This is a genomic window from Pseudoalteromonas sp. SR44-5, assembly GCF_014163675.1.
In the GTDB taxonomy this organism is placed as follows: Bacteria; Pseudomonadota; Gammaproteobacteria; order Enterobacterales; family Alteromonadaceae; genus Pseudoalteromonas; species Pseudoalteromonas rhizosphaerae.
In genome coordinates this window covers 1-20,304 of the sequence record NZ_JACJDT010000018.1, presented here as the reverse complement: position 1 = coordinate 20,304, position 20,304 = coordinate 1, and the positions used below count along the sequence as shown (strand labels likewise).

At 41.4% G+C, this 20,304-nt stretch carries 15 protein-coding genes and 1 riboswitch; of the genes, 8 read left to right on the top strand and 7 right to left on the bottom strand.

Going from position 1 to position 20,304, the window contains the following annotated elements:
• Positions 1-63 precede the first annotated feature (63 nt).
• A riboswitch (cobalamin riboswitch) is annotated at positions 64-242 on the top strand.
• A 33-nt stretch (positions 243-275) separates the two neighbouring features.
• Positions 276-2,120 carry a TonB-dependent receptor domain-containing protein gene (locus tag H5154_RS11610; protein ID WP_182718373.1) on the top strand — a complete coding sequence of 615 codons (1,845 nt, stop codon included), beginning with the start codon at positions 276-278 and terminating at the stop codon, positions 2,118-2,120.
• 88 nt (positions 2,121-2,208) lie between these two features.
• Here H5154_RS11610 and msrA read toward each other — a convergent pair whose 3' ends face one another.
• The 3 genes from msrA to H5154_RS11595 all read right to left on the bottom strand — a co-directional run bounded on the left by msrA (position 2,209) and on the right by H5154_RS11595 (position 7,049).
• A complete protein-coding gene (msrA, locus tag H5154_RS11605; protein WP_182718372.1) occupies positions 2,209-2,745 on the bottom strand; it encodes a peptide-methionine (S)-S-oxide reductase MsrA in 537 nt (178 codons plus the stop codon).
• Between the two features lie 149 nt (positions 2,746-2,894).
• Positions 2,895-5,993 carry an efflux RND transporter permease subunit gene (locus H5154_RS11600; protein ID WP_182718371.1) on the bottom strand — a complete coding sequence of 1,033 codons (3,099 nt, stop codon included), beginning with the start codon at positions 5,991-5,993 and terminating at the stop codon, positions 2,895-2,897.
• 3 nt (positions 5,994-5,996) lie between these two features.
• Entirely contained in the window at positions 5,997-7,049 is a 1,053-nt protein-coding gene (locus H5154_RS11595) for an efflux RND transporter periplasmic adaptor subunit (protein ID WP_182718370.1), read from the bottom strand.
• A gap of 246 nt (positions 7,050-7,295) precedes the next feature.
• Between H5154_RS11595 and H5154_RS11590 the strand changes: the two genes are divergently transcribed.
• The 4 genes from H5154_RS11590 to H5154_RS11575 all read left to right on the top strand — a co-directional run bounded on the left by H5154_RS11590 (position 7,296) and on the right by H5154_RS11575 (position 10,656).
• Positions 7,296-8,024, top strand: coding sequence for a DUF2982 domain-containing protein (locus tag H5154_RS11590; protein WP_149981365.1), 729 nt, complete (start codon positions 7,296-7,298; stop codon positions 8,022-8,024).
• 16 nt (positions 8,025-8,040) lie between these two features.
• The gene (locus tag H5154_RS11585) at positions 8,041-8,373 is read left to right on the top strand and encodes a hypothetical protein (protein WP_149981364.1); all 333 of its coding nucleotides are present in this window, start codon (positions 8,041-8,043) and stop codon (positions 8,371-8,373) included.
• Between the two features lie 103 nt (positions 8,374-8,476).
• On the top strand, positions 8,477-10,150 hold the full coding sequence (locus H5154_RS11580; RefSeq protein WP_149981363.1) for a DUF1566 domain-containing protein: 1,674 nt from the start codon (positions 8,477-8,479) through the stop codon (positions 10,148-10,150).
• Positions 10,147-10,656: a DUF1566 domain-containing protein gene (locus tag H5154_RS11575; RefSeq protein ID WP_182718369.1), complete on the top strand. Its 510-nt coding sequence runs from the start codon at positions 10,147-10,149 to the stop codon at positions 10,654-10,656. The genes H5154_RS11580 and H5154_RS11575 overlap by 4 nt, the downstream gene beginning before the upstream one ends.
• Positions 10,657-10,665: 9 nt before the next feature.
• Here H5154_RS11575 and H5154_RS11570 read toward each other — a convergent pair whose 3' ends face one another.
• Positions 10,666-11,772: a tRNA nucleotidyltransferase gene (locus H5154_RS11570; protein WP_182718368.1), complete on the bottom strand. Its 1,107-nt coding sequence runs from the start codon at positions 11,770-11,772 to the stop codon at positions 10,666-10,668.
• A 128-nt stretch (positions 11,773-11,900) separates the two neighbouring features.
• Between H5154_RS11570 and H5154_RS11565 the strand changes: the two genes are divergently transcribed.
• Together H5154_RS11565 and H5154_RS11560 are read left to right on the top strand one after the other, a co-directional pair.
• Positions 11,901-12,818, top strand: coding sequence for an ExeA family protein (locus tag H5154_RS11565; protein ID WP_145235164.1), 918 nt, complete (start codon positions 11,901-11,903; stop codon positions 12,816-12,818).
• 13 nt (positions 12,819-12,831) lie between these two features.
• Positions 12,832-13,857, top strand: coding sequence for a general secretion pathway protein GspB (locus H5154_RS11560; protein ID WP_182718367.1), 1,026 nt, complete (start codon positions 12,832-12,834; stop codon positions 13,855-13,857).
• 47 nt (positions 13,858-13,904) lie between these two features.
• On the opposite strand, the gene H5154_RS11555 is transcribed toward H5154_RS11560, so the two are convergent.
• Entirely contained in the window at positions 13,905-15,101 is a 1,197-nt protein-coding gene (locus H5154_RS11555) for an HD-GYP domain-containing protein (RefSeq protein WP_182718366.1), read from the bottom strand.
• A gap of 108 nt (positions 15,102-15,209) precedes the next feature.
• Positions 15,210-19,013 (bottom strand): bifunctional proline dehydrogenase/L-glutamate gamma-semialdehyde dehydrogenase PutA, encoded by a 3,804-nt coding sequence (putA, locus tag H5154_RS11550; protein WP_182718365.1) that lies wholly within the window; start codon positions 19,011-19,013, stop codon positions 15,210-15,212.
• Positions 19,014-19,183: 170 nt separating this feature from the next.
• Between putA and H5154_RS11545 the strand changes: the two genes are divergently transcribed.
• Positions 19,184-19,666, top strand: coding sequence for a winged helix-turn-helix transcriptional regulator (locus H5154_RS11545; RefSeq protein WP_145235173.1), 483 nt, complete (start codon positions 19,184-19,186; stop codon positions 19,664-19,666).
• A gap of 215 nt (positions 19,667-19,881) precedes the next feature.
• Here the strand turns inward: H5154_RS11545 and H5154_RS11540 are convergent.
• A partial coding sequence (locus H5154_RS11540) for a DUF2931 family protein (protein ID WP_259398500.1) occupies positions 19,882-20,304 on the bottom strand: 423 nt, incomplete at its 5' end.

The window sequence follows — 20,304 nt, the reverse complement described above, 5'->3', positions numbered from 1 at the left end:
TGTATAGCCGTCCATTGACTTTTGTGCTTAAAATAATCACAATAGCGACCTATTTTCAAGGTGCTTGTGGTTACTTTTCAAGGTTGTTGATTAAGTACGGCAAGATAATCGGGAAGTTGGTGGCGTTTATAGGATATAAACGAAGTCCAACACTGCCCCCGCAACGGTGATACATACTTTTAGCTAAATTTATTAGCGAGTTATGTTAAGTCCGGAGACCGGCCTTGAAGTCAATTTACTATCACTTGTGCGGTGGGCGCGGGTCAGGGGATATCATGTTAAACAAATCTACTCTAGGCGTAGCAATTGCCGCTGCGTTGTCTTTTTCTGTGTCTGCAGAGCAATCAATAGAACGCCTGACGGTAACAGCTAATAAATTTGAGCAATCAATTACTGATGTACTTGCCAGTGTAACTGTTATTGAGCGCAGTGATATTGAAACAAGTAATGTCCGTGATTTACCGAGTTTACTAGCAACCCAAGTTGGTTTTCAAATAAATTCCAATGGTGGCTTTGGACAAAGTTCTGGCGTGTCACTTCGCGGTTCAAGCTCGCGACATACACTTATTTTGATTGATGGCGTACGTACGGGCTCTGCAACCCTTGGTTATAAATCAATTAGTAATATTCCTCTTAATTCAATAGAGCGCATTGAAATTGTTAAAGGCTCTCGTGCTGCAGTTTATGGGTCTGACGCGCTCGCTGGTGTGATCAATATTATTACTCGTACAAAGGAATCCGTCAGCCTAGATGCAACATTTGGTACTGATGCTTATCAAAATTATCAAGTTGCAGGTACAACGGTAGTTGATGCTGTTAAAGCGTCGTTTAATGCTGGGTTTGAAAAAACGGATGGCTTTGACGTATTGCAAGGCGTAGCGCCGGATGAAGATGGTTATGAGAACAAAAATTTAGGATTTAATATTCGCTATGCAGATGAGCTGTTAGGTGAGCTTAAAGCGCTGGGTCAATACAGTGAAGGTAATGCACAATACGACAATGCTTTCTCGCCTATTGATAGTATCGTAGAAAATAATGAATTTGAAAATTATCAGCTAGGGCTGGGTTGGGATAAATCCTTTACCGATCATAAGCACTCAATTAATGTTGCTATTGCAACCGATGATTCTGACAACAAAGGCTATGATTACACAGGTGCGATTGTTACTAATAGTTATAAAACAAAACGTAAACAATTTGATTACCACGGCAGTTATAATGCAAGCCAATTTTTAACCGTTAATGGCGGGCTTAATTGGTATAAAGATGAAATATATACCAATGGTAAGGCTTATCTAGCGGATAGCAAAGTAGCTAAAGCTGCATTTCTTGGGGGCTATTTTGATGACAATAAAGTCATTGCAAATTTAGCATTGCGTTTAGATGATGATGAGCAGTTTGGTAATGAAACAACTTACGCCGCAGCTGTTGGTTATCACTTAAATAAGCGTGCAACACTTAGATTGAGTCAAAGCACGGGCTTTAAAGCGCCAACATTTAATGATCTTTATTTTCCTGACCCTTTATCTCCAGGTAATCCAAATTTAGCACCAGAGACATCAACTAACCAAGAGTTAGGTTTGAGTTTAGACTTTTCTCAGGCAAAGCTTGATATATCAATATTCAGAAATAATATTGAAAACCTAATTGCATGGGCACCTAATGCAGCTGGTAAATGGCAGCCAGAAAATATAAATGAAGCACGCCATGAGGGTGTTGAGTTTAGCTTTGCCAATAAAGTACTTGGTTTTGATAATCAGTTTAATTTTACTTATTTAAATGCTGAAAATACCGAAACGGGTGTAGCACAAACTTATGTTTCACCACGTACTGTGAACTGGTTTGTTGCGAAGCAGTGGGGCGATTTTGATGCCGGTTTTGATATGCAGTACCGTAGTGATCGTCAAGGTAAAGTAACAGAGCTTAGTTCTTATACGTTATGGAACTTAACTGCAAATTATCAATTTAACAGTGCGCTTTCATTTTCTGCTCGTGTTGAAAACTTATTTGATAAGCAATACAACGCGGTTGACTCAAGTATGGATTATGCAACTGGCGAAGTGTTTTACTACAATACAGTTGACCGTCGCTTCTTTGTTGGCGCCAGCTACCAGTTCTGATCTCGTTCTAGCTTAAATAAAAAAGCCCGACACCTTTGTTTGTCGGGCTTTTTTATATTTAGATGAAAATGCTTATTTAGCACTTTGCTTAGTTTACTAAAAACTGTTTATAGTCTTTTTCAAACTTTTTCAGCTTTGGTGCTATCAATAAACTGCAATAGCGTTGCTCAGGGTTTTCGTTGTAGTAGTCTTGGTGATACTGCTCTGCAGGGTAGTAAGTGGTTGCAGGGCTAACTTCAGTGACGATATCTTCGCGTATTTGGCTTTGTAATTTTGCAATATATTGATTAGTTTGCGCTTGCTGCTCGCTATCATGATAATAAATCACACTTCGATATTGGGTACCTATATCATTACCTTGGCGGTTTAGCTGAGTGGCATCATGCAGGGTAAAAAACATCGCCAGTAAGGTTTCATAGCTTATCAGGTTACTGTCAAACTTAATCTGTACAACCTCTGCGTGGCCGGTGAGGCCAGTGCAAATTTGTTTATACGTAGGCTCAGTTGTTTCGCCGCCAGTATAGCCAGAGCTTACTTGTAAAACGCCTTTCACGCGCCTAAACGCGGCATCAATACACCAAAAGCAGCCACCACCAAATGTTGCTGTTTCATTTGTTATACTCATTAGTTGTTCCTTAAAGCTATTAAATTACACGGATGATCTAGCGTATCAGAAGAACGAGCAAGGTGGTTTATTATTTCATTTAATTACAGCAGGGAAGTGTGTGGAAGTGAAAAGTAGCGTTGCTATGGGTTTGCAACGCTACGATGAGATTAAAGCTCTTTTAGCGGCCTTTCAGCTTCTTGTTGGTTGAGCTTTTGTTGTAAAAACTCAGGAGACTGAGTATTGCGAGCCAGCGCATAGTACGCCGCAGGAACAACAAATAGCGTAAGTATGGTTGCTACAATAACGCCAGTAAACACCACTACACCAATTACCATACGGCTCTCTGCACCAGGGCCTGAGGCTAGCACTAGTGGCACCGCACTCATTACCGTAGTCAAAGAGGTCATAATAATTGGTCGCAATCTTTGGGTTGCTGCTTGTAAAATAGCTTCACTAAACTCTACGCCTTTATCGCGCAATTGATTGGTAAATTCGACAATCAATATACCGTTCTTAGCACTAAGACCAATCAGCATTACAATGCCTATTTGGCTGTAAATGTTTATGGTTAGTCCTGCAACCCATAAACCAAACATTGCGCCCATCAAACCCAGTGGCACAGTGAGCATGATCACAAAGGGGTGCATAAAGCTTTCAAACTGAGCGGCTAAAACTAAGAAGGTAACAGTAAGCGCTAGAATGAAAACATACGTCATCGCTGAGGCACCTTCATAATATAATTGCGATTCACCTTTATAATCAATGGCGCCATCAATTTCGTTTTCTTCCATTGCCACTTTATTTAAAAAGTTAAGCGCTTCTTCAAGGGTGTAACCATCGGCGAGGTTAGCGCTCAAAGTAATAGCACGCATTCGGTTGTAACGATTTAGCCTTGATGCAGTGGCTTCTTCTTTTAAGCTAATTAAGCTATCTAGAGGAACCAGTTCACCACTGCGTGATTTTAAGTAAATATTTGATATATCAGTAGGATCAGCAAAGTCAGCTTTGGTGCCTTTTAAGATCACATCGTATTCTTCACCACGGTCAATAAAGGTGGTAACACGGCGTTGCCCTAACATGGTTTCAAGGGTGCGGCCAACATCCGAAACTGAAATCCCTAAATCCGCCGCTTTGTTTTTATCGATACTGATCAAAAACTGCGGGAAGGTTTCTTTGTAGTCATGGTCAATACGCACCAGTCCTGGGTTTTTCTCTGCACGTTCAATGATCCGGTCTCGCCAATCAGCTAATTGTGCATAATCATTACCTTGCAGGACAAACTCAATGGGCCGTGATGAGCCACCGCCACCAATACCACGGCGCATAATAGCAAAAGCGCGCACATCGGTGACTTCAGTCATTTTTGCACTGATCTCATCCATTACTTCCCAAGTTGAACGTTTACGTTCATCCCAGTCAGCCATACCAACAATTGCTACACCACCGCTGCCACCCCAGCCAGGTACGCGCACCAGCACTCGGCTTAGTTCGCCCGCTTCGGAATAAGGCATTAAACGTTCTTCAATTTTTGCCATGTTGGCGGCGTTATTTTCATAACTTGCCCCTTCAGGGCCACTCATCATGATAAAGAAAGTACCACGGTCTTCTTTTGGCGTAAGTTCTGAAGGAATTTGTTGGAACAGTAAATAACTAACAAAACCAGCCAGCAGTAGGGTGATTGTTAAACCACCTGAACGCGTCATATTTGAGCGTAAAGAGTTTTTATAACTTTGCTCAATCTTACTAAAGATACGGTCCATCCATTGGCTGAATTTACTCTCTTTTGAGGATGGTTTGAGTACTAATGAACACAACGCTGGCGAGAGTGTTAATGCGGTAATGCTTGAGAAGAATACCGCAGCGCTGACGGCCATCGCAAACTCGGTAAATAATGCGCCGATACGGCCATCCATAAATACCAAAGGCACAAACACCGAGATCAGCACTAAGGTGGTGGCTATAATTGCAAAACCAACCTCACGGGCGCCACGATAGGCAGCTAGTAGAGCCGGTTCGCCCAGTTCGATACGCCGGTGAATGTTTTCTAGCATTACAATCGCGTCATCAACAACCAAGCCAATTGCTAGCACCAGCGCCAGTAGTGTCAATAAGTTAATTGAATAACCCATCGCCAGTAAGAACATAAAGCTACCAACCAACGCAACAGGGACTGTTACCGCTGGGATCAAGGTAGCGCGAATGTTCCCTAAAAATAAGAAGATAATTAATACCACCAAAGCCATTGAAATAGCCAAGGTACTGTAAACCTCGTTAATCGATTCTTTAATAAATATTGACGAGTCATAGCTGTCTTGAATAGTTGTGCCTTCTGGCAGATTACGTTTGATTTTTTCAAGTTCAGCACGAGCATTATCGACCACGGTAAGTGTATTGGCCTTAGCTTGTTTAACAATACCAAGGCCAACCATGTTGCGGCCATTACCACGGAATAAGCTTTCATCGTCAGCGGCTTCTAAGTTTACATCAGCAACTTCACCAAGACGAACTAAGTAACCATCGTCACCACGTTTAATTACCAAGTTTTTAAAGTCTCGCTGCTCTTTATAACTACGCGCTGTTCGTACGGTAAAATCACGGTCGATAGATTCAATTTCACCAGCTGGTAGCTCAACATTTTCAGTTCGTAGGGTGTTTTCTATGTCACTACTGGTTATGCCACGAGCAGCCATTGCTTGGCGATTGAGCCAAATTTTCATGGCATATTTACGTTCACCACCAACACGCACATTGGAAACACCATCTACCACAGCTAAACGGTCGACAATAAAGCGCTGTGCATAATTAGACAGTTGCAATGAATCCATCGTGTCGCTATTGAGTAAAAACCAAGCAATAGGGCTTTCATCACTGTTAGATTTAGATACTTCTGGCGGGCGTACTTGCTCAGGGAGGCTATCTAGTGCGCGCGCTACACGTTCGCGGACATCGTTTGATGCGGCATCAATATCACGGCTGATATTAAATTCAATGGTAATATTTGAGCGACCATTTCTACTTGATGAATTAATGCTTTTAATACCTTCGATACCGGAAATACGGTTTTCCAGTACTTGGGTTATTTTTGTTTCTATGATCTCGGCTGAGGCACCCGTATATTCAGTGCTTACACTGACTATTGGTGATTCAATATCAGGATATTCGCGCAGCGGTAACATCGAAAAAGCCACTAAACCAAAGGTTAGTAACAGTAGGTTAATTACAATTGCAAAAACGGGGCGTTTGACACTGGTATCAGTAATTTTCACAGTTTACCCCTTCACAGTAACTTTGCTGCCTGAGCGAATTTTAATAATTCCTTCAGTAACAATTTGCTGCCCATTACTAATACCTTCATCAATGGCAACCCAGCCATTGTGACGACCTGCAACGTGAACCTCTACTTTGGTTGCTATTCCGTCTTCAATTTGAAAAACATAATGTTTATCTTGTTGTGGGATCACCGCTTTTTCTGGCACCATCATCGCTTGATTTGATCTCAGTTGTAATGCTGTATTGAGCAACATGCCCGGGCGTAATAAACCACTTTTATTCGCGAAGCTGGCTGTGACTTCAACACTGCGGGTTATTGAATCAATTCGTGCACTAACGTGTGTTACTTTACCGGTAAAGGTTTTTTCAGGGTAAGCATCATTTTGGGTCATTACTTTCATGCCAACGTTTAATTGCGCAAGGTATTTTTCTGGGACTTTGAAATCGACTTTAATTATGCTTATGTCATCTAAACTTGTAATAATTGTGCTGTTATTTACATAAGCACCTACGGAGATTTGACGCTTACCTAAAATGCCTGAAAAAGGCGCGAAAATAGTCATTTCAGCCAATTTAGTTTTAGCATTTTCAAACTGCGCTTCGGTTGCATCAACGCGAGAAAGTTGCTCTTCGAGCAATGACTTTGCGGTTGCTTGAGAGCGAGAAAGCTCAGTTAAGCGTTCAAGTTGACGTTTTTCTTCACGTAAGTTAATTGCCAGTTCTTTAACGGTGAGTTCTTCTTGCTGCGATTGCAATTGTACGAGCTTTTGACCTTTACTGACTAAATCACCGTCTTTAAAATAAATGTCAGTTACGTAATCATTTTGTGCGCTTTTTATATAAATTGCTTGATTAGCGCGGGCACTGCCGATAGCCTCAATGAGGACTGCATTTTCTTCACTTGCTACAGTGTGAGCGGTTACTTGGGTAGCACTTGCTGTGAAGTCGGATTGCTCACCTTGGCTACTTGGTAAATAAAGATAAACACATAGCCCCAGAAGTAGAGTAATAATAAATGGAAATAGCGCTTTGCCAGATTGCTTTGCATACATTGTTAAAAATACCGGAAATTTAATTGCCTCTAGTGTACAAAATTACAGCGTGAATTGGCGGCCGCGTATCTCATAAATCTGTCGGTTAGGCGTAAAAGTTAAGTTATTTTTTTGTTTGTTCCTGTTTTGTGTTTGTATATGAGAGAGTTATGAAGTTAACGAGCAAATGTCCGCGTTGTATGAAAATACGAAAATTGATTATTTGGACTATAATTATGTACGTTTTTTATATTATTTTTTATCGTTATGGTTAAACGCAAAAATACTGTTTTAAAATTGCGTGCGCAAGGTGCGCGCAATGGTATCGAAATTCTCACTGTCGGTGCGGTGGGGCTGATATTTATAATGCTGTTTAATTTACTGCGGCCCGACGAAATTAGCATTTTCGAAACTTTTTTAGTGAGTTTATGTTTGGCTGCTATTTTTGTTGGTTTTTTAAAAACTCAAGAGCCATATTACAGTTTAGTTATTACAGAACAAGAACTTACTTATCAACATAAATATGGCTATTGGAGTCTGAAGCAAGAAAATCTAAATCGCAGTGGTATTCCTAAAGTAGAACAAGAACTTGAACCGCTTGAGTTAAATGCTGTAGGTATTAAACTTAATGACACTGATGAATTTTTATTACAATTAGCACCAAGAATTGCTGGTAAATTATTGATCGAACAACGGCATTTATTTATGCAAGTAATTCAAAAACATTGCAAAAATGGCAATTGCCCATCAGAATGGTTAGTTGAAGATAATCATTACACTTCTGTGAATGGTCGCAGTTTTAATGGCTTGATAGCCATGTTTGCTAATAGGATGCGACATCTACGGCAATTAACAGGATATGATTTACTGTTACCCGCAAGTGTATTAGATAGAAGTATTTGGGATTTTAGCCATAGCTTAAATGCATGGCGGAATAACCCAGTCGTATTTATAGAATCTCAATTAGAGAGACAGACGCCTGAAAATAGGCGTTAGTTAGTAGGATGAAGCGATGAGTCAAGATAGATCTTTTATTAAAAGTGGCAGAAATACCATAATCCATAAAGATAAAAAACTCGATTTAGTGATCGTGAATTCTGAAATACACCCAAAAATCAAGGTAACTCAACATGGTTTAGAGCCATTTAAGGAAGAGTTGCCAAAAAATCGTCGTGAAGCTAAAGAGCGCTATTTAGAAATGGTTTACATAGGTAGTGCTGACGTATTTGGAGAAGAGAAGCGCTTACTGTTCATTCAGGCGTTAGATGGTCGTGAGTATAAGGTCGATTATAGTAAAATAGGCACAAAGTTATTTGTCCGTATTCACCAAGATAGCTATTTATAACATCCTCTTTTTGTATCTGGCATTGTTGTTGCTTAATTTATTGATTGGCGTGGCTATTAATATAAAAGCTACGTAATTTCAGTTTTAAATGAGGAATCAGTGCATGAAATCCCCTTTAATGGTTTTACCGTTGTTTGCTGTATTGACAGCATGCGGTGGTGGCGGAGGCGGCAACGATAATCCCGTAGTCGCAGCATCCGTATTTGCTGGCGATGATCAGCGCATTATTGAAAAAAGTGAATTTACTATTGAGGCCAAAGGGTCGCCTGCTGATGGTACCTTTACCTGGCAGCGAGTAAGTGGACCAATTATTGCCGGCTTTCCCCTCACTGGTGCACTACAAACCATTACTGCCCCTGATATTAAAGCAAACAGCGAGCTATTACTGCGTGTTAGTTATCAAACCACCGATGGCCAATTAGTTAGTGATGACTTACTGATCGAAATTGAGTCAAATAATCAGCTTCCTCAAGTCATTGTCACTCAAACTGCACCCGAAACATTGCCTTCAGATTATAAAGATATAATTACCTTAAGTGGCGCCAGTTCAGTTGATCCGGATGAAAATGGCCAAATTAATAGCTATAACTGGCAACAAATTACAGGGCCAACGCTCGCTGTAGATAGTAATAGCAATGCAACAATTAGTTTCACTCATCCGTTACTTGATACCAACACGCAGATCACTTGGCTGTTAACGGTTGTTGATGATGAGGGGGGCGAGTCGAGCTCGCAGTATTCTCATACCTTAAACAAAACCAGTGAAGTCATTATTGCTAATGCTGGTATTGATCAAAGTGTTATTGAGCTGGAAAAAGTGACCTTAGATGCTACAGATTCCGAAACAGTAACAGACACCTTTAAATGCTACTGGCAGCAAACAGCTGGCACAGCGGTGCTTGATAACCAGCAGCAATGTATTACTTCTTTCACAGCACCGGCAACCGAAGCGGTCAACACCCATACTTTTGAAGTAACCGTGACTGATAGTAAAGGTCGCACTGATAAAGATAGTGTTGATATTGTGGTTAATTCTAAACCGCTTGGTCTTATCAATGATACTGGGATGAGCAAATGCTACAACAACACCCAAGAAATAGCCTGTACAAGTCCTGATTTTCCGCGTCAAGATGCTTCTGTTGGCCGCGATAGTGGGGTTGGCTCGCATATCGAGAAAGTGGGTAAAGGTGAGCAGGCTTTTGATTTTACAAAACTTAACCAGTTTGCCGATGAATTATTAGATAGCGCCGCTAATTTTAGTTGTATTCGCGATAACGTTACGGGTTTGATTTGGGAAGTAAAAAGCCCTAATACAGGCACTTTACCAAATACGGCGTTGCGTGAAGGACAAAATCATTATACTTGGTATTTAACTAGTGAAGATGGTGTGCAAACGGGGAGTAGCCTTGGCACGCCAAACAGCACTTGCCCAAGTAATAATAATTGTAACTTACAAGTGTATGTTAATGAAGTAAATGCTCTTGATTACTGTGGCGGTACTAACTGGCGAGTACCTAGCTACACAGAGCTATTAACGCTACTTAATTATGGCAAGCATGGACAATCAATATTGCTCGATGAGAATTACTTTCCTAATACGCCTAATAGTAACTTATTAGCGGATGGACTAATTTATTGGACCTCACAAACTGCGGTAGATGGGACTAGCTTATCACAAGCGTATATTTTTGATATGAGCGACGGCAATGATTTGGCATATCCTAAAAGTGATACCGCGTTTGTGCGCTTAGTCAGAACCGCAGGAGCAACACAATGAAATCATTATTAATTGGCTTATTGTTAGCAAGCCCTGCAGCAATGGCTGTGCAGACCTGTTATGAAGGTGTAACACAAACAACGGCTACAGCGCGTTTTACAATGCACACCGATGGTACGGTGAGTGATAATATCACCGGACTTATGTGGCAAACCTGTAGTTATGGACAAAGCTATGACCTAACAACCAATAGCTGTTTAAACAGCATTGTGAAAGTTAATTGGCAAGAAGCATTAAGAGCTGCGGTAAACGACCGCACAGGTGCTTATAAAGATTGGCAAGTACCTAATAATAAAGAGCTTGCCAGTATTTTAGAACATAGCTGTGTAACCCCTAGTATTAATGAGACCGTGTTTTTGGGCAATTTAAGTGAGAACTATTGGACTAGTACATCAGGTATTGGCGATAAAACTTCAGCTTGGGTATACACCTTTGACAGAGGTCTTAACAGTTTGCACGATAAAGAGTCGTTCGTTTATTTACGCTTAGTGCGCTATGAAAAGTAACATCGCCGTTTAAAAATACTGCTGAAATACCTCTAACCGCGCTTGTTCTAGCGCGGTTTTTATTGCTGCGCCCTTAATGCCTTGCGTAATAAATTGCTGCGGGTTAATTGCTTTAGCTGCTTTGGTTGCTGTTAATAATAATTTTTGATTAGCCAGTGATGCTGCTTGGTTAATCTCAACGGCTTTTAGAACTGCCTCGAACCGTTCAGGGCGGCGCCATAAATCGAGTTGATTGCAGCAACTGAGTAGTTGCTCTGCGGTGATTGTTTGGCTAGTTAAGGTTGCTTGGTGGGTATTAAGTTGTAATGCTAAGTCGCGTACGTCATTTGGTAAACGAATAGTTTGACTGAGAATTTTAATCTCTTCTTGCGTCAATGATGCAGTGGCTTGTACAAACAATAATGCCTGATCGGTTATATTTTGGCTTTGTGCGTAAGCGTAACGGTTTTTTAGTTGTTGATATAACTTATCGCTCCAGTTACCTGCTAAGGCAGGGCTGATTGCACTAAGCGCGCCTAACTGCGCTAAAATATTCAAGAACTCAGCAAATGCGCCATCCGTTAATGATTTTTCACATTCTAGCCAAATGCGTTCTGCGGTGAGTGTTTGTAACTCTCCTTGGTTGATCATCTGTGTTAGCAATTGCTGGGTTTCTTCGGCAATCGTAAAACCAAGATAATGATAACGAGCTGCAAAACGGGCAACGCGTAATATGCGTAGTGGATCCTCGCTAAATGCGTCAGATACATGGCGCAAAATGCGGTTGTCTAAATCTTGCTTGCCGCCATAAGGGTCAATTAAGTTGCCATCTTGTGCTTTTGCAATAGCGTTAACGGTTAAATCGCGGCGGCGTAAGTCGTCTTCTAAGGTAACATCTGCTGAAAACTCGCAGACAAAGCCCGTGTAACCTTGGCCTTGTTTTCGCTCGGTACGAGCTAGTGCGTATTCTTCTTTAGTTTTTGGGTGTAAAAAAACGGGAAAGTCTTTACCAACTTGTTGATAGCCTTGTTTGATCAGTTGCTCAGGAGTTGCACCGACCACCACATAATCGCGTTCTTTGATGATTCGCCCTAATAGCTCATCACGAACTGCTCCACCGACCAAATAAACTTGCATAATTTCCCCTGAATATTAACTGTGCAAACTATTTTACGTTATTTAACTAATAAAACGCTAACAAGGTTTTCACTTACGCTGTTTTTTTGCCATTATAGGCCGTGATTTAATCAGTAAGGAAATTTAGGGTGTATTTAAGCTATTTTGGCTTGTCAGAGAAACCGTTTTCAATCGCGCCAAATCCACAGTACTTATTTTTAAGCGAACGCCATAAAGAAGCGTTGGCGCATTTAACTTATGGCTTAGGTGAAGCCGGTGGGTTTGTATTGTTAACCGGTGAGGTGGGAACAGGGAAAACGACCTTAACCCGCAGTTTGCAAGAGCAGTTACCTGAAAACACACAAGTGGCGTTGATCCATAATCCAGCACTGTCACAATTGGAACTGTTAGCGAGTATTTGCGATGAATTTCATATTGTTTATGACGAGCAAAATGCGACGTTAAAAACCTTAACAGATGCAATTAAAAAGCATCTTGAAGCGAATCATCAAGCAGGTGGCCACACTATTTTGATTATTGATGAAGCTCAGCTTTTAGCCCCTGACGTGCTAGAACAGCTTCGTTTATTAACTAACATAGAAACAAACCATAAAAAATTACTACAAATAGTATTGGTTGGTCAGCCAGAATTACAGGCTTTATTAAAGCGTAATGAGTTGCGTCAGTTAGCACAGCGGATCACTGCTCGTTATCATTTACTACCGTTAACTGAAGGACAAACTTTTGCTTACGTTAAGCATCGTTTGTATGTTGCAGGTTGTGATCGGGGACTATTCTCAAATGATGCGTTAAAAACGATTCACTTAGTTACTGCAGGTATTCCGCGTTTAGTAAACTTATTATGTGAACGCTGTTTAATGGGCGCTTTTTCTAAGCAGCTAACGATGATTGATAGTGATATAGTAATGCGCTCAGCACAAGAAGCGTTACCGCCGAGTGCATTAAGTTCCGTTAGTATAGAGCAGCAGTCGTCGTTTAATTGGCTCTATCCGTTGGCATTTTTAACTGTGCTCAGTCTGGGTATTGGTTTGTCGTTTATTCTTTAATTAATGGTCATATATGTCGTATTTATTAGATGCCTTAAAACAATCAGAACAACATGATGAAGCGTCAGCACATGACAGAAACGCTGAGCAATTAAAACAGCAGCAAGAACTGCAGCGCTATCGTTTTATTGCGATTTCGCTTGGCTTGTTGGTTGCTTTTTTACTGACCTTAATGGCAGGGTTTTCAATTGGTAAATGGTTACAAAAAAATCATTTTAATACCCCTGAACAAGTGGTAACGACTGTTCAGGATCAATCAGTGGAGCCTGCTGATGACAAAACACCTGTACCTGCCACAGTGAAGCCTGAGCAATCGATACCGGTGCAAACAAATCCAGTACAAACTAGCCCAGCCCAAGTTGCCAGCACGCAGCCGATGTCTCAGCCGCAATTTGTTCAACCTCAGCAATACCAACAAGCAGCAGGGCAATATCAGTGGGTGCAAGTGCCAGTAAATACTGCACCAGCTTATCCGCAAGGTCAGCCAATGCTGGTGCAAACACCTAATGGTTATCAGCAAGTATATGCAGCGCCTCAGCAGCAATATAATCCTAATGCAGTGCAAATGCAGCCAATGATTAACAATAGCGCTAGCAATATCGATATGAGTAAATACAAAGTATTGGGGAAGCCTATTGGCGAACCGACTAGTGAGAAATCAAAGCCGGAGGCAACTGTCAGCGATGAAGAACTTGAAACTGTGCCAACGGCGCTTAAAAACGCCTTTGCTCGCGCTATCGAAGATACTCAAAGCACCCAATCTCATCAAGTAACGCAAGGCACTAAAAATTCATCTTATGCTGAGCCGATTGAGTTACTACCTGATGCTTTGTTGGCATTGATGCCAGAAATTAAATACCAAGCGCATATTTACTCATCATCACCTGATAAACGTTGGGTAAAGCTCAATAATCGGGAGTTATATGAGGGAGATAGCATTGGGGACTTAAGAGTATTAGAGATCACTCCAGAGCAAACGGTGCTGAGTTTTGATGATTATGAATTTAGCTTAAAAGCGCTGCAAGATTGGCCCGAGTGACGATTATATAGCTACTTCGCGCAGGCCTATTTTGTTTTCGGTGATCATTACGGCAAAATTGAATTTTTGAAAAATCTAATTAAATCAATGTTGAAATCCGCTGGTTTAATGGCGGATTCTAACGAATCTTGATTTCGGTTATGCGCCAGATCTATATCTTGAACTTGCGTATAGTGAGCGTGTTTTGCATTGTAAAAAGTTTTCACTTGAGGTTTAAGAGGGCTGCTAGGGTTGCTTTTGGTCACTAGGCCGACTTTTTGACTCGACAGTTTAACTAACGTGCCAACTGGATGAACGCCAATACACTGAATAAATTTAGTCAGTAACTCGCCATCAAAGCTATCTGGACAACCATCTTTGAGTATTTTAAAGGCCTTGATTGGCTCCATGCCGGCCTTATAAACACGCTCAGCGGTAAGTGCATCATAGACATCAACAATCGATGCCATACGCACGTACTGGCTTATTTCATCAGCTCGCTTGCCAAACGGGTAACCCGTGCCATCTAGTCGCTCATGATGAAAGCCTGCAATATCGACGGCAATGCCTTTAAGGCCCGCTTGTTCTAAAATTTCTTTACTAAAACGCGCATGATCCTGAATCACTTTATATTCTTGATCGGTTAACTTACCCGGCTTATTAAGAATGTCATCCGGTATCTGAATTTTACCAATATCATGTAACAGCGCACCGGTGGCAAGTTCTTCAATAAGCGCTCGTTCAAAACCTAAGTGTTTGGCAAAAATACTGATTAAGATCGAGACGTTGATCGAGTGTTCTAGTAGGTAGGCGTCTTTTTCACGCATACGGGTGATGCATGCTAGCGCATCTTGATTACGAAATACCGAATCAATAAAGCCGCTAGCTAATTCCTTAAAGGGGGTAATATCTATAGTGTTACCGGCTTTTATATCGGTAAATGCTTTGCTTTGCAGTTGTTTTGCTTCGCTGTAGAGCTTAAATGCTTTGTCCATCTCTTGCTCAACACTATGTGTTGTAGACCAAGGATCACGTTGTTTAGGCGGTTCAACCTTTATATCGTTTGTTGTGGCAGTAGGAGTGAGTTCAACGATGGTTTTATCAGGATCAATTTCAACTTCTAAGATACCGGCTTTTATAAGCTGCTGCACGCCAGCTTGCGTTTTTACCCAACCTTGGTTTTTGATTTTAATTTTACCCGTTTGTTTAGTTACGCTATGCACAAACATACCTGGTATAAGCTGATCGATTGGGATAATTTTCAATGTGTTTACTTCATAATAAATAACATACTACAAAGTTAGCAAAATTCTTACTGGATAAGTAGTAAAAAGGGCGCTAATTAGCGCCCTTTGTTAATATCTACTTAAACTCTACTCGTCATCTTCAACTAAAGTCATTAGTGATGTATTACCGCCTGAAGCGGTTGTATCAATACTAATGGTCTTTTCTGTTAATAAGCGCTTGATTAGCGTGTCGTAGTACTCAGCACTGATCACTGGCAAGATTGCTCCTTTACGTTGCGCTAGCTGTTGACTGAAGTAGCCTAAGCGTGATGAGCGCGATGCAACAACAGCACCTGCTAAATGAGGGTGCGCCAAAATAGCTTGTAACTGATTCGGTTTAGCTACTTGGAATACCCCTTCAGCAATACCTGTTGAGATAAACTTATCTTTAAAGGCCACCGCTTCGTCATAAAATAACTCCGACGCTACGGTGATCACGGTATTACCTGCAGCAAGTGCGGTGATGATCGAAATAGCCCAGAAGTTAAACGAGGTACTCTTATCGGCATAACATACAACACAGCCACGCGCTTCAAGGTGAAGGGTGTTTGATTCACCTGTTGGCCCCGGCAAAGTAGTAAACTTACGCATGTGCTTTTCAAGGCGATTAAGTTGGGCACGAGCATCGGCAAGTGTTAATGCTAAATCGTCGGCTAGTTCATCGATAATATCGACTGTGGCAACTTTAGCTAATAACTGACGTACCGCTGAAACACGATCGTTCAGTGGGGTTGCGCGCCAAATTTTTTCATCACGCATTGAGTTTGCCATTAACTTCTCGACTTGCTCAGCAGCACCTGAATAGTGGTGAGTGTCAAGCTCGTCTGGTGTTAAGTTAGTCATTTGCACGTTTTCAGGTGATGCTTTTTCTTTAACTAAACGAGTTAAGTAGTTAGGACCACCTGCTTTAGGTCCGGTGCCAGATAAACCACGACCACCAAACGGTTGTACGCCAACAATCGCGCCAATCATATTACGGTTAACGTAGACGTTCCCGGCACGCGACATTTTTGCTAAGTATTCACAACGCTCTTCGATGCGTGAATGGATACCCATGGTTAAACCAAACCCAGTGTTATTTATTTGGTCAATCACGTTATCAAGTTCTGTGCCTTTAAAGCGAATGATATGTACACATGGGCCAAATACTTCACGTTTCAGTACAGATAGATCTTTGATTTCATATAAACGTGGCGCAAAGAAATACGCTCCGTTTTCGCTATTATCTGGAATATCACACTCATAATGCAGTGTTGCGTTGCCTTTTAAGTACTCAACGTGTTCGTTTAAGTTCTTCAAGGCTTTTTCATCAATTACAGGGCCGATATCGGTTGATAGTAATGATGGATCGCCAATGTGTAGCTCTTTTAACGCGCCTTTGATCATTTCAATTACGCTATCTGCGATATCTTCTTGAATGAACAATACACGCAGTGCAGAACAACGTTGACCAGCACTTTGGAAACCAGAGCTAATCACATCGTCAACGACTTGCTCAGGCAATGCTGTTGAATCTACGATCATACAGTTCTGACCGCCGGTTTCGGCAATCAACGGTACTTGAATATCATTACGTGCAGCAAGTGTTTGTGAAATGATGGTACCGGTCTCAGTTGAGCCTGTGAACATAACCGCTTGAATGCGCTCATCAGGAACAATAGTTTTACCTACTTCACTACCGCGCGCAATAACAGGCTGTACCACATGCTCTGGTAAACCAACAGATAACATAAGCTCAATAGTGCGCAGCGCAATATAGCTAGTTTGTTCAGCTGGTTTAGCAATAACAGTGTTACCAGTTACGATTGCTGCAGCAACTTGACCTAAGAAGATTGCTAATGGGAAGTTCCATGGACTGATACATAAAATCACACCACGGGCTTCAAAGCGCTCATCTTCACTTAGCTCTTCGGCGCGAGCTGCGTAGTAACGACAAAAATCAACCGCTTCACGTACTTCGTCAATACCATCTTGTGCTACTTTGCCGGCTTCTTTGATACAGATAGCCACAAGCTCGTCGTGATGACGTTCTAGAATATCAGCAATACGGCGTAATAGGTTTGCGCGCTCTTTAACTGGCGTTTGTGACCACGATTCAAAGGCGGTTTCTGCATTGCTTAGTAGAGTGAGCATATCATCGCTATTTTGTAGCTTGATATGACCGATGATCTCTTGATGATTGGCTGGGTTTTTAACTGCAATTGAACCTTCAGGAATATCGCTTTCACTAATACGGTGCTCTGCAAACCAGTTATCAAGATTTTCCTTGAATGGCGTGATCACATTGATATCGGTTAAATCCATACCTTTTGAGTTAGCACGTTCAGCGCCGTATAAATCAATCGGCATCTTAATTTGCGTGTTGTACTTGTTACGCAAACCTTGCAGTGTTTCTACCGGATCCGGTAATAACGATTCAACAGGTTTCGTGGTATCTACAATGGCGTTAACAAACGATGAGTTAGCACCGTTTTCAAGTAAACGACGCACTAGATAAGCCAATAAATCTTCGTGCTGACCTACAGGGGCATAAACACGACACTGAATTTTTTCTTCAGTTACGATTTGGTCGAATAATGATTCACCCATACCGTGCAGGCGTTGGAATTCAAAACCTTGGTTATCACCTTTAGCAACTTCTAAAATTGTTGCCGCAGTGTAGGCATTGTGGGTTGCAAACTGTGGATAAAGTACATCACGTGCTTCTAGCATTTTGATAGCACATGCTTTGTAAGATACGTCGGTGGTTGCCTTACGAGTAAATACTGGGAAGTGCTCTAAACCATCTTGTTGTGTGGTTTTGATTTCGGTATCCCAGTAGGCACCTTTAACTAAACGCACCATCATTTTACGACCAACACGGCTGGCAAGCTCAGTTAACCATTCAATCACAAAAATTGCGCGTTTTTGATACGCTTGCACAGCTAAACCAAAACCATGCCAACCAGCTAGGTCATCATCACTAAATACTGCTTCGATTACATCAAGTGAAATATCAAGGCGATCCGCTTCTTCAGCATCAACAGTAAAGCCAATATCGTAGCTTTTAGCTGCCATGGCCAGCTCTTTAAGCTTAGGCACAATTTCGTTCATGACACGTTCTTTATGAGTAAACTCATAGCGAGGATGAATCGCAGACAGCTTCACTGAAATACCAGGGCTTTTAATTGGGCCACGGCCATTTGCCGCTTTACCGATAGCATGAATCGCATTCATATAGCTATTGAAATAACGCTGTGCATCTTTCATGGTGCGCGCGCCTTCGCCAAGCATATCGTATGAATATACATAGCCTTTTTGCTCTTTTTCTGCAGCGCGTTCAATGGCTTCGTTAATTGTACGACCCATAACAAACTGCTTACCCATGATCTTCATGGCAAAGTTTACTGACTTACGAATAACCGGCTCGCCTAAACGACCAATGGTTTTTTTCAGTACACCAAACTGCTGTTCTTTGGTTTTATCAGTGTAGTTAACCATTTTACCGGTCACTAATAGACCCCAAGATGACGCATTAACGAATAGTGAGTCGCTGCTGCCTAAGTGAGAGCTCCAGTCGCCTTTGGCTAACTTATCGCGAATTAGCGTGTCTTGAGTGGCTTTATCTGGCACGCGAAGTAATGCTTCAGCTAAGCACATCAATACCACGCCTTCTTCACTAGAGAGAGAGAACTCATTAAGTAGCGCATCAACACCGCTTTGACCATCTTGATCGCGACGAATAGTGTGAACTATCTGGCGAGCACGTTCCCAAGCACGGCTGCGGGCTTTTACGCCAACTTCAGCAAGCGGTAAAATATGATCAATTACAGCATTTTCGTCAATGCGATAAAAGTCACGGATTTTTTGTCTGATTGGACACGTTGTTGTCAAATCGCCGTCAAATAACATAAGCAACCCTCTGGTGTATGGAGTCTTGCAGCTAAAAAATTTCGCTGCCCGATTTTTATGTACGTAATGCGTGCATTCTAATTAAAATCCAGCAGAATATGCTGGTTAAATTTAGCGTTTTACGATAATTTACAGGGCATACCTTAAACTTATCCGCATAAAATTCTGTTATGACAAGTCCGAATAGATTACGCATGCTCGATCGTATCGATTTAGCAATTTTAGACGTTCTGCAAAAAAACGGCAGAATATCTAATGTTAACCTCGCAAAGCAGGTTAACTTAAGTCCCAGCCCGTGTCTTGATCGAGTAAAACGGCTTGAACAAGAAGGTTACATCGAAGGTTACTTTGCCAAGTTGAGCGAAGCCAAACTTAATCAAAGCTTAGTCGCGCATGTGCAAGTGTCGTTAGTGACGTCAAATACTGCGGTATTTAAAGTGTTCCGTGAACATATTTTAAAAATAAAGCAAGTGGTTGAGTGCGACATGGTTGCTGGTGGCTATGATTACCTATTAAAGATTCGGGTTTCGGATATGGATGAATACCGTCAAGTGCTTGGTGATTTAGTCGATATACCGGGTGTTGGTACGCACCACACTTATATGGTGATCGAAAAAATTAAACAAGACACAGGGCTCAGACTCGATACTTAAATTTAAAAGTTATTTATATATCCGATTATCTTAAAATGGGAGTGGTGTTGAAATTAAAATCGATTCAGAAAAGGCATTGTTGCAAAGTAATGCCTGATATTAAGCACCTATGATGCTTATAATCTTTTTATAAAGCTTGTCTCGCATCACTTTGTGGGCCAAAGCTACGGGCCGCCTCTACTCATAATTTAGAGAATGTTAGGGCTGTGGCTCTGCTACTTATTCTCACGCCACTGGGCTTGCCCTGAGCCAAGCTCGTGTAATACGCGACCTGTAAACCCAGCGGATGGTGTATTTGAAACCCAAACCTTTATCTCACCTGATTCACCCATACCGACTATTAAATATGGTTTTACATCTTTAAAAACCTTACCTGTATGCGCTGTGTATGAAGGTAAATTTTTAGCTAACCTATAACCATTTTTATCTATTGCCACTTCACCAAAGTAAATTCTATTTTCTGACTTATCTAACCATTCAACCGCGACTTTTTCTGGGAATTTTTGATCGTATACACCACTTGTTTTACCGGCACTTTGCCAGCAACAACCAAGGCTCCCCATAGGAATACCCCAACTATTATCAAAAGTGATTGATTGCACCCAGATTTCATTACCCTTTTGTGTCGCACCGCCTGC

Coding starts and splice junctions, on each gene's coding strand:
- H5154_RS11610 (WP_182718373.1), top strand. CDS start 276: ATGTTAAACAAATCTACTCTAGGCGTAGCAATTGCCGCTGCGTTGTCT.
- msrA (WP_182718372.1), bottom strand. CDS start 2,745: ATGAGTATAACAAATGAAACAGCAACATTTGGTGGTGGCTGCTTTTGG.
- H5154_RS11575 (WP_182718369.1), top strand. CDS start 10,147: ATGAAATCATTATTAATTGGCTTATTGTTAGCAAGCCCTGCAGCAATG.
- putA (WP_182718365.1), bottom strand. CDS start 19,013: ATGTTATTTGACGGCGATTTGACAACAACGTGTCCAATCAGACAAAAA.
- H5154_RS11595 (WP_182718370.1), bottom strand. CDS start 7,049: ATGTATGCAAAGCAATCTGGCAAAGCGCTATTTCCATTTATTATTACT.
- H5154_RS11560 (WP_182718367.1), top strand. CDS start 12,832: ATGTCGTATTTATTAGATGCCTTAAAACAATCAGAACAACATGATGAA.
- H5154_RS11580 (WP_149981363.1), top strand. CDS start 8,477: ATGAAATCCCCTTTAATGGTTTTACCGTTGTTTGCTGTATTGACAGCA.
- H5154_RS11585 (WP_149981364.1), top strand. CDS start 8,041: ATGAGTCAAGATAGATCTTTTATTAAAAGTGGCAGAAATACCATAATC.
- H5154_RS11545 (WP_145235173.1), top strand. CDS start 19,184: ATGACAAGTCCGAATAGATTACGCATGCTCGATCGTATCGATTTAGCA.
- H5154_RS11590 (WP_149981365.1), top strand. CDS start 7,296: ATGGTTAAACGCAAAAATACTGTTTTAAAATTGCGTGCGCAAGGTGCG.
- H5154_RS11570 (WP_182718368.1), bottom strand. CDS start 11,772: ATGCAAGTTTATTTGGTCGGTGGAGCAGTTCGTGATGAGCTATTAGGG.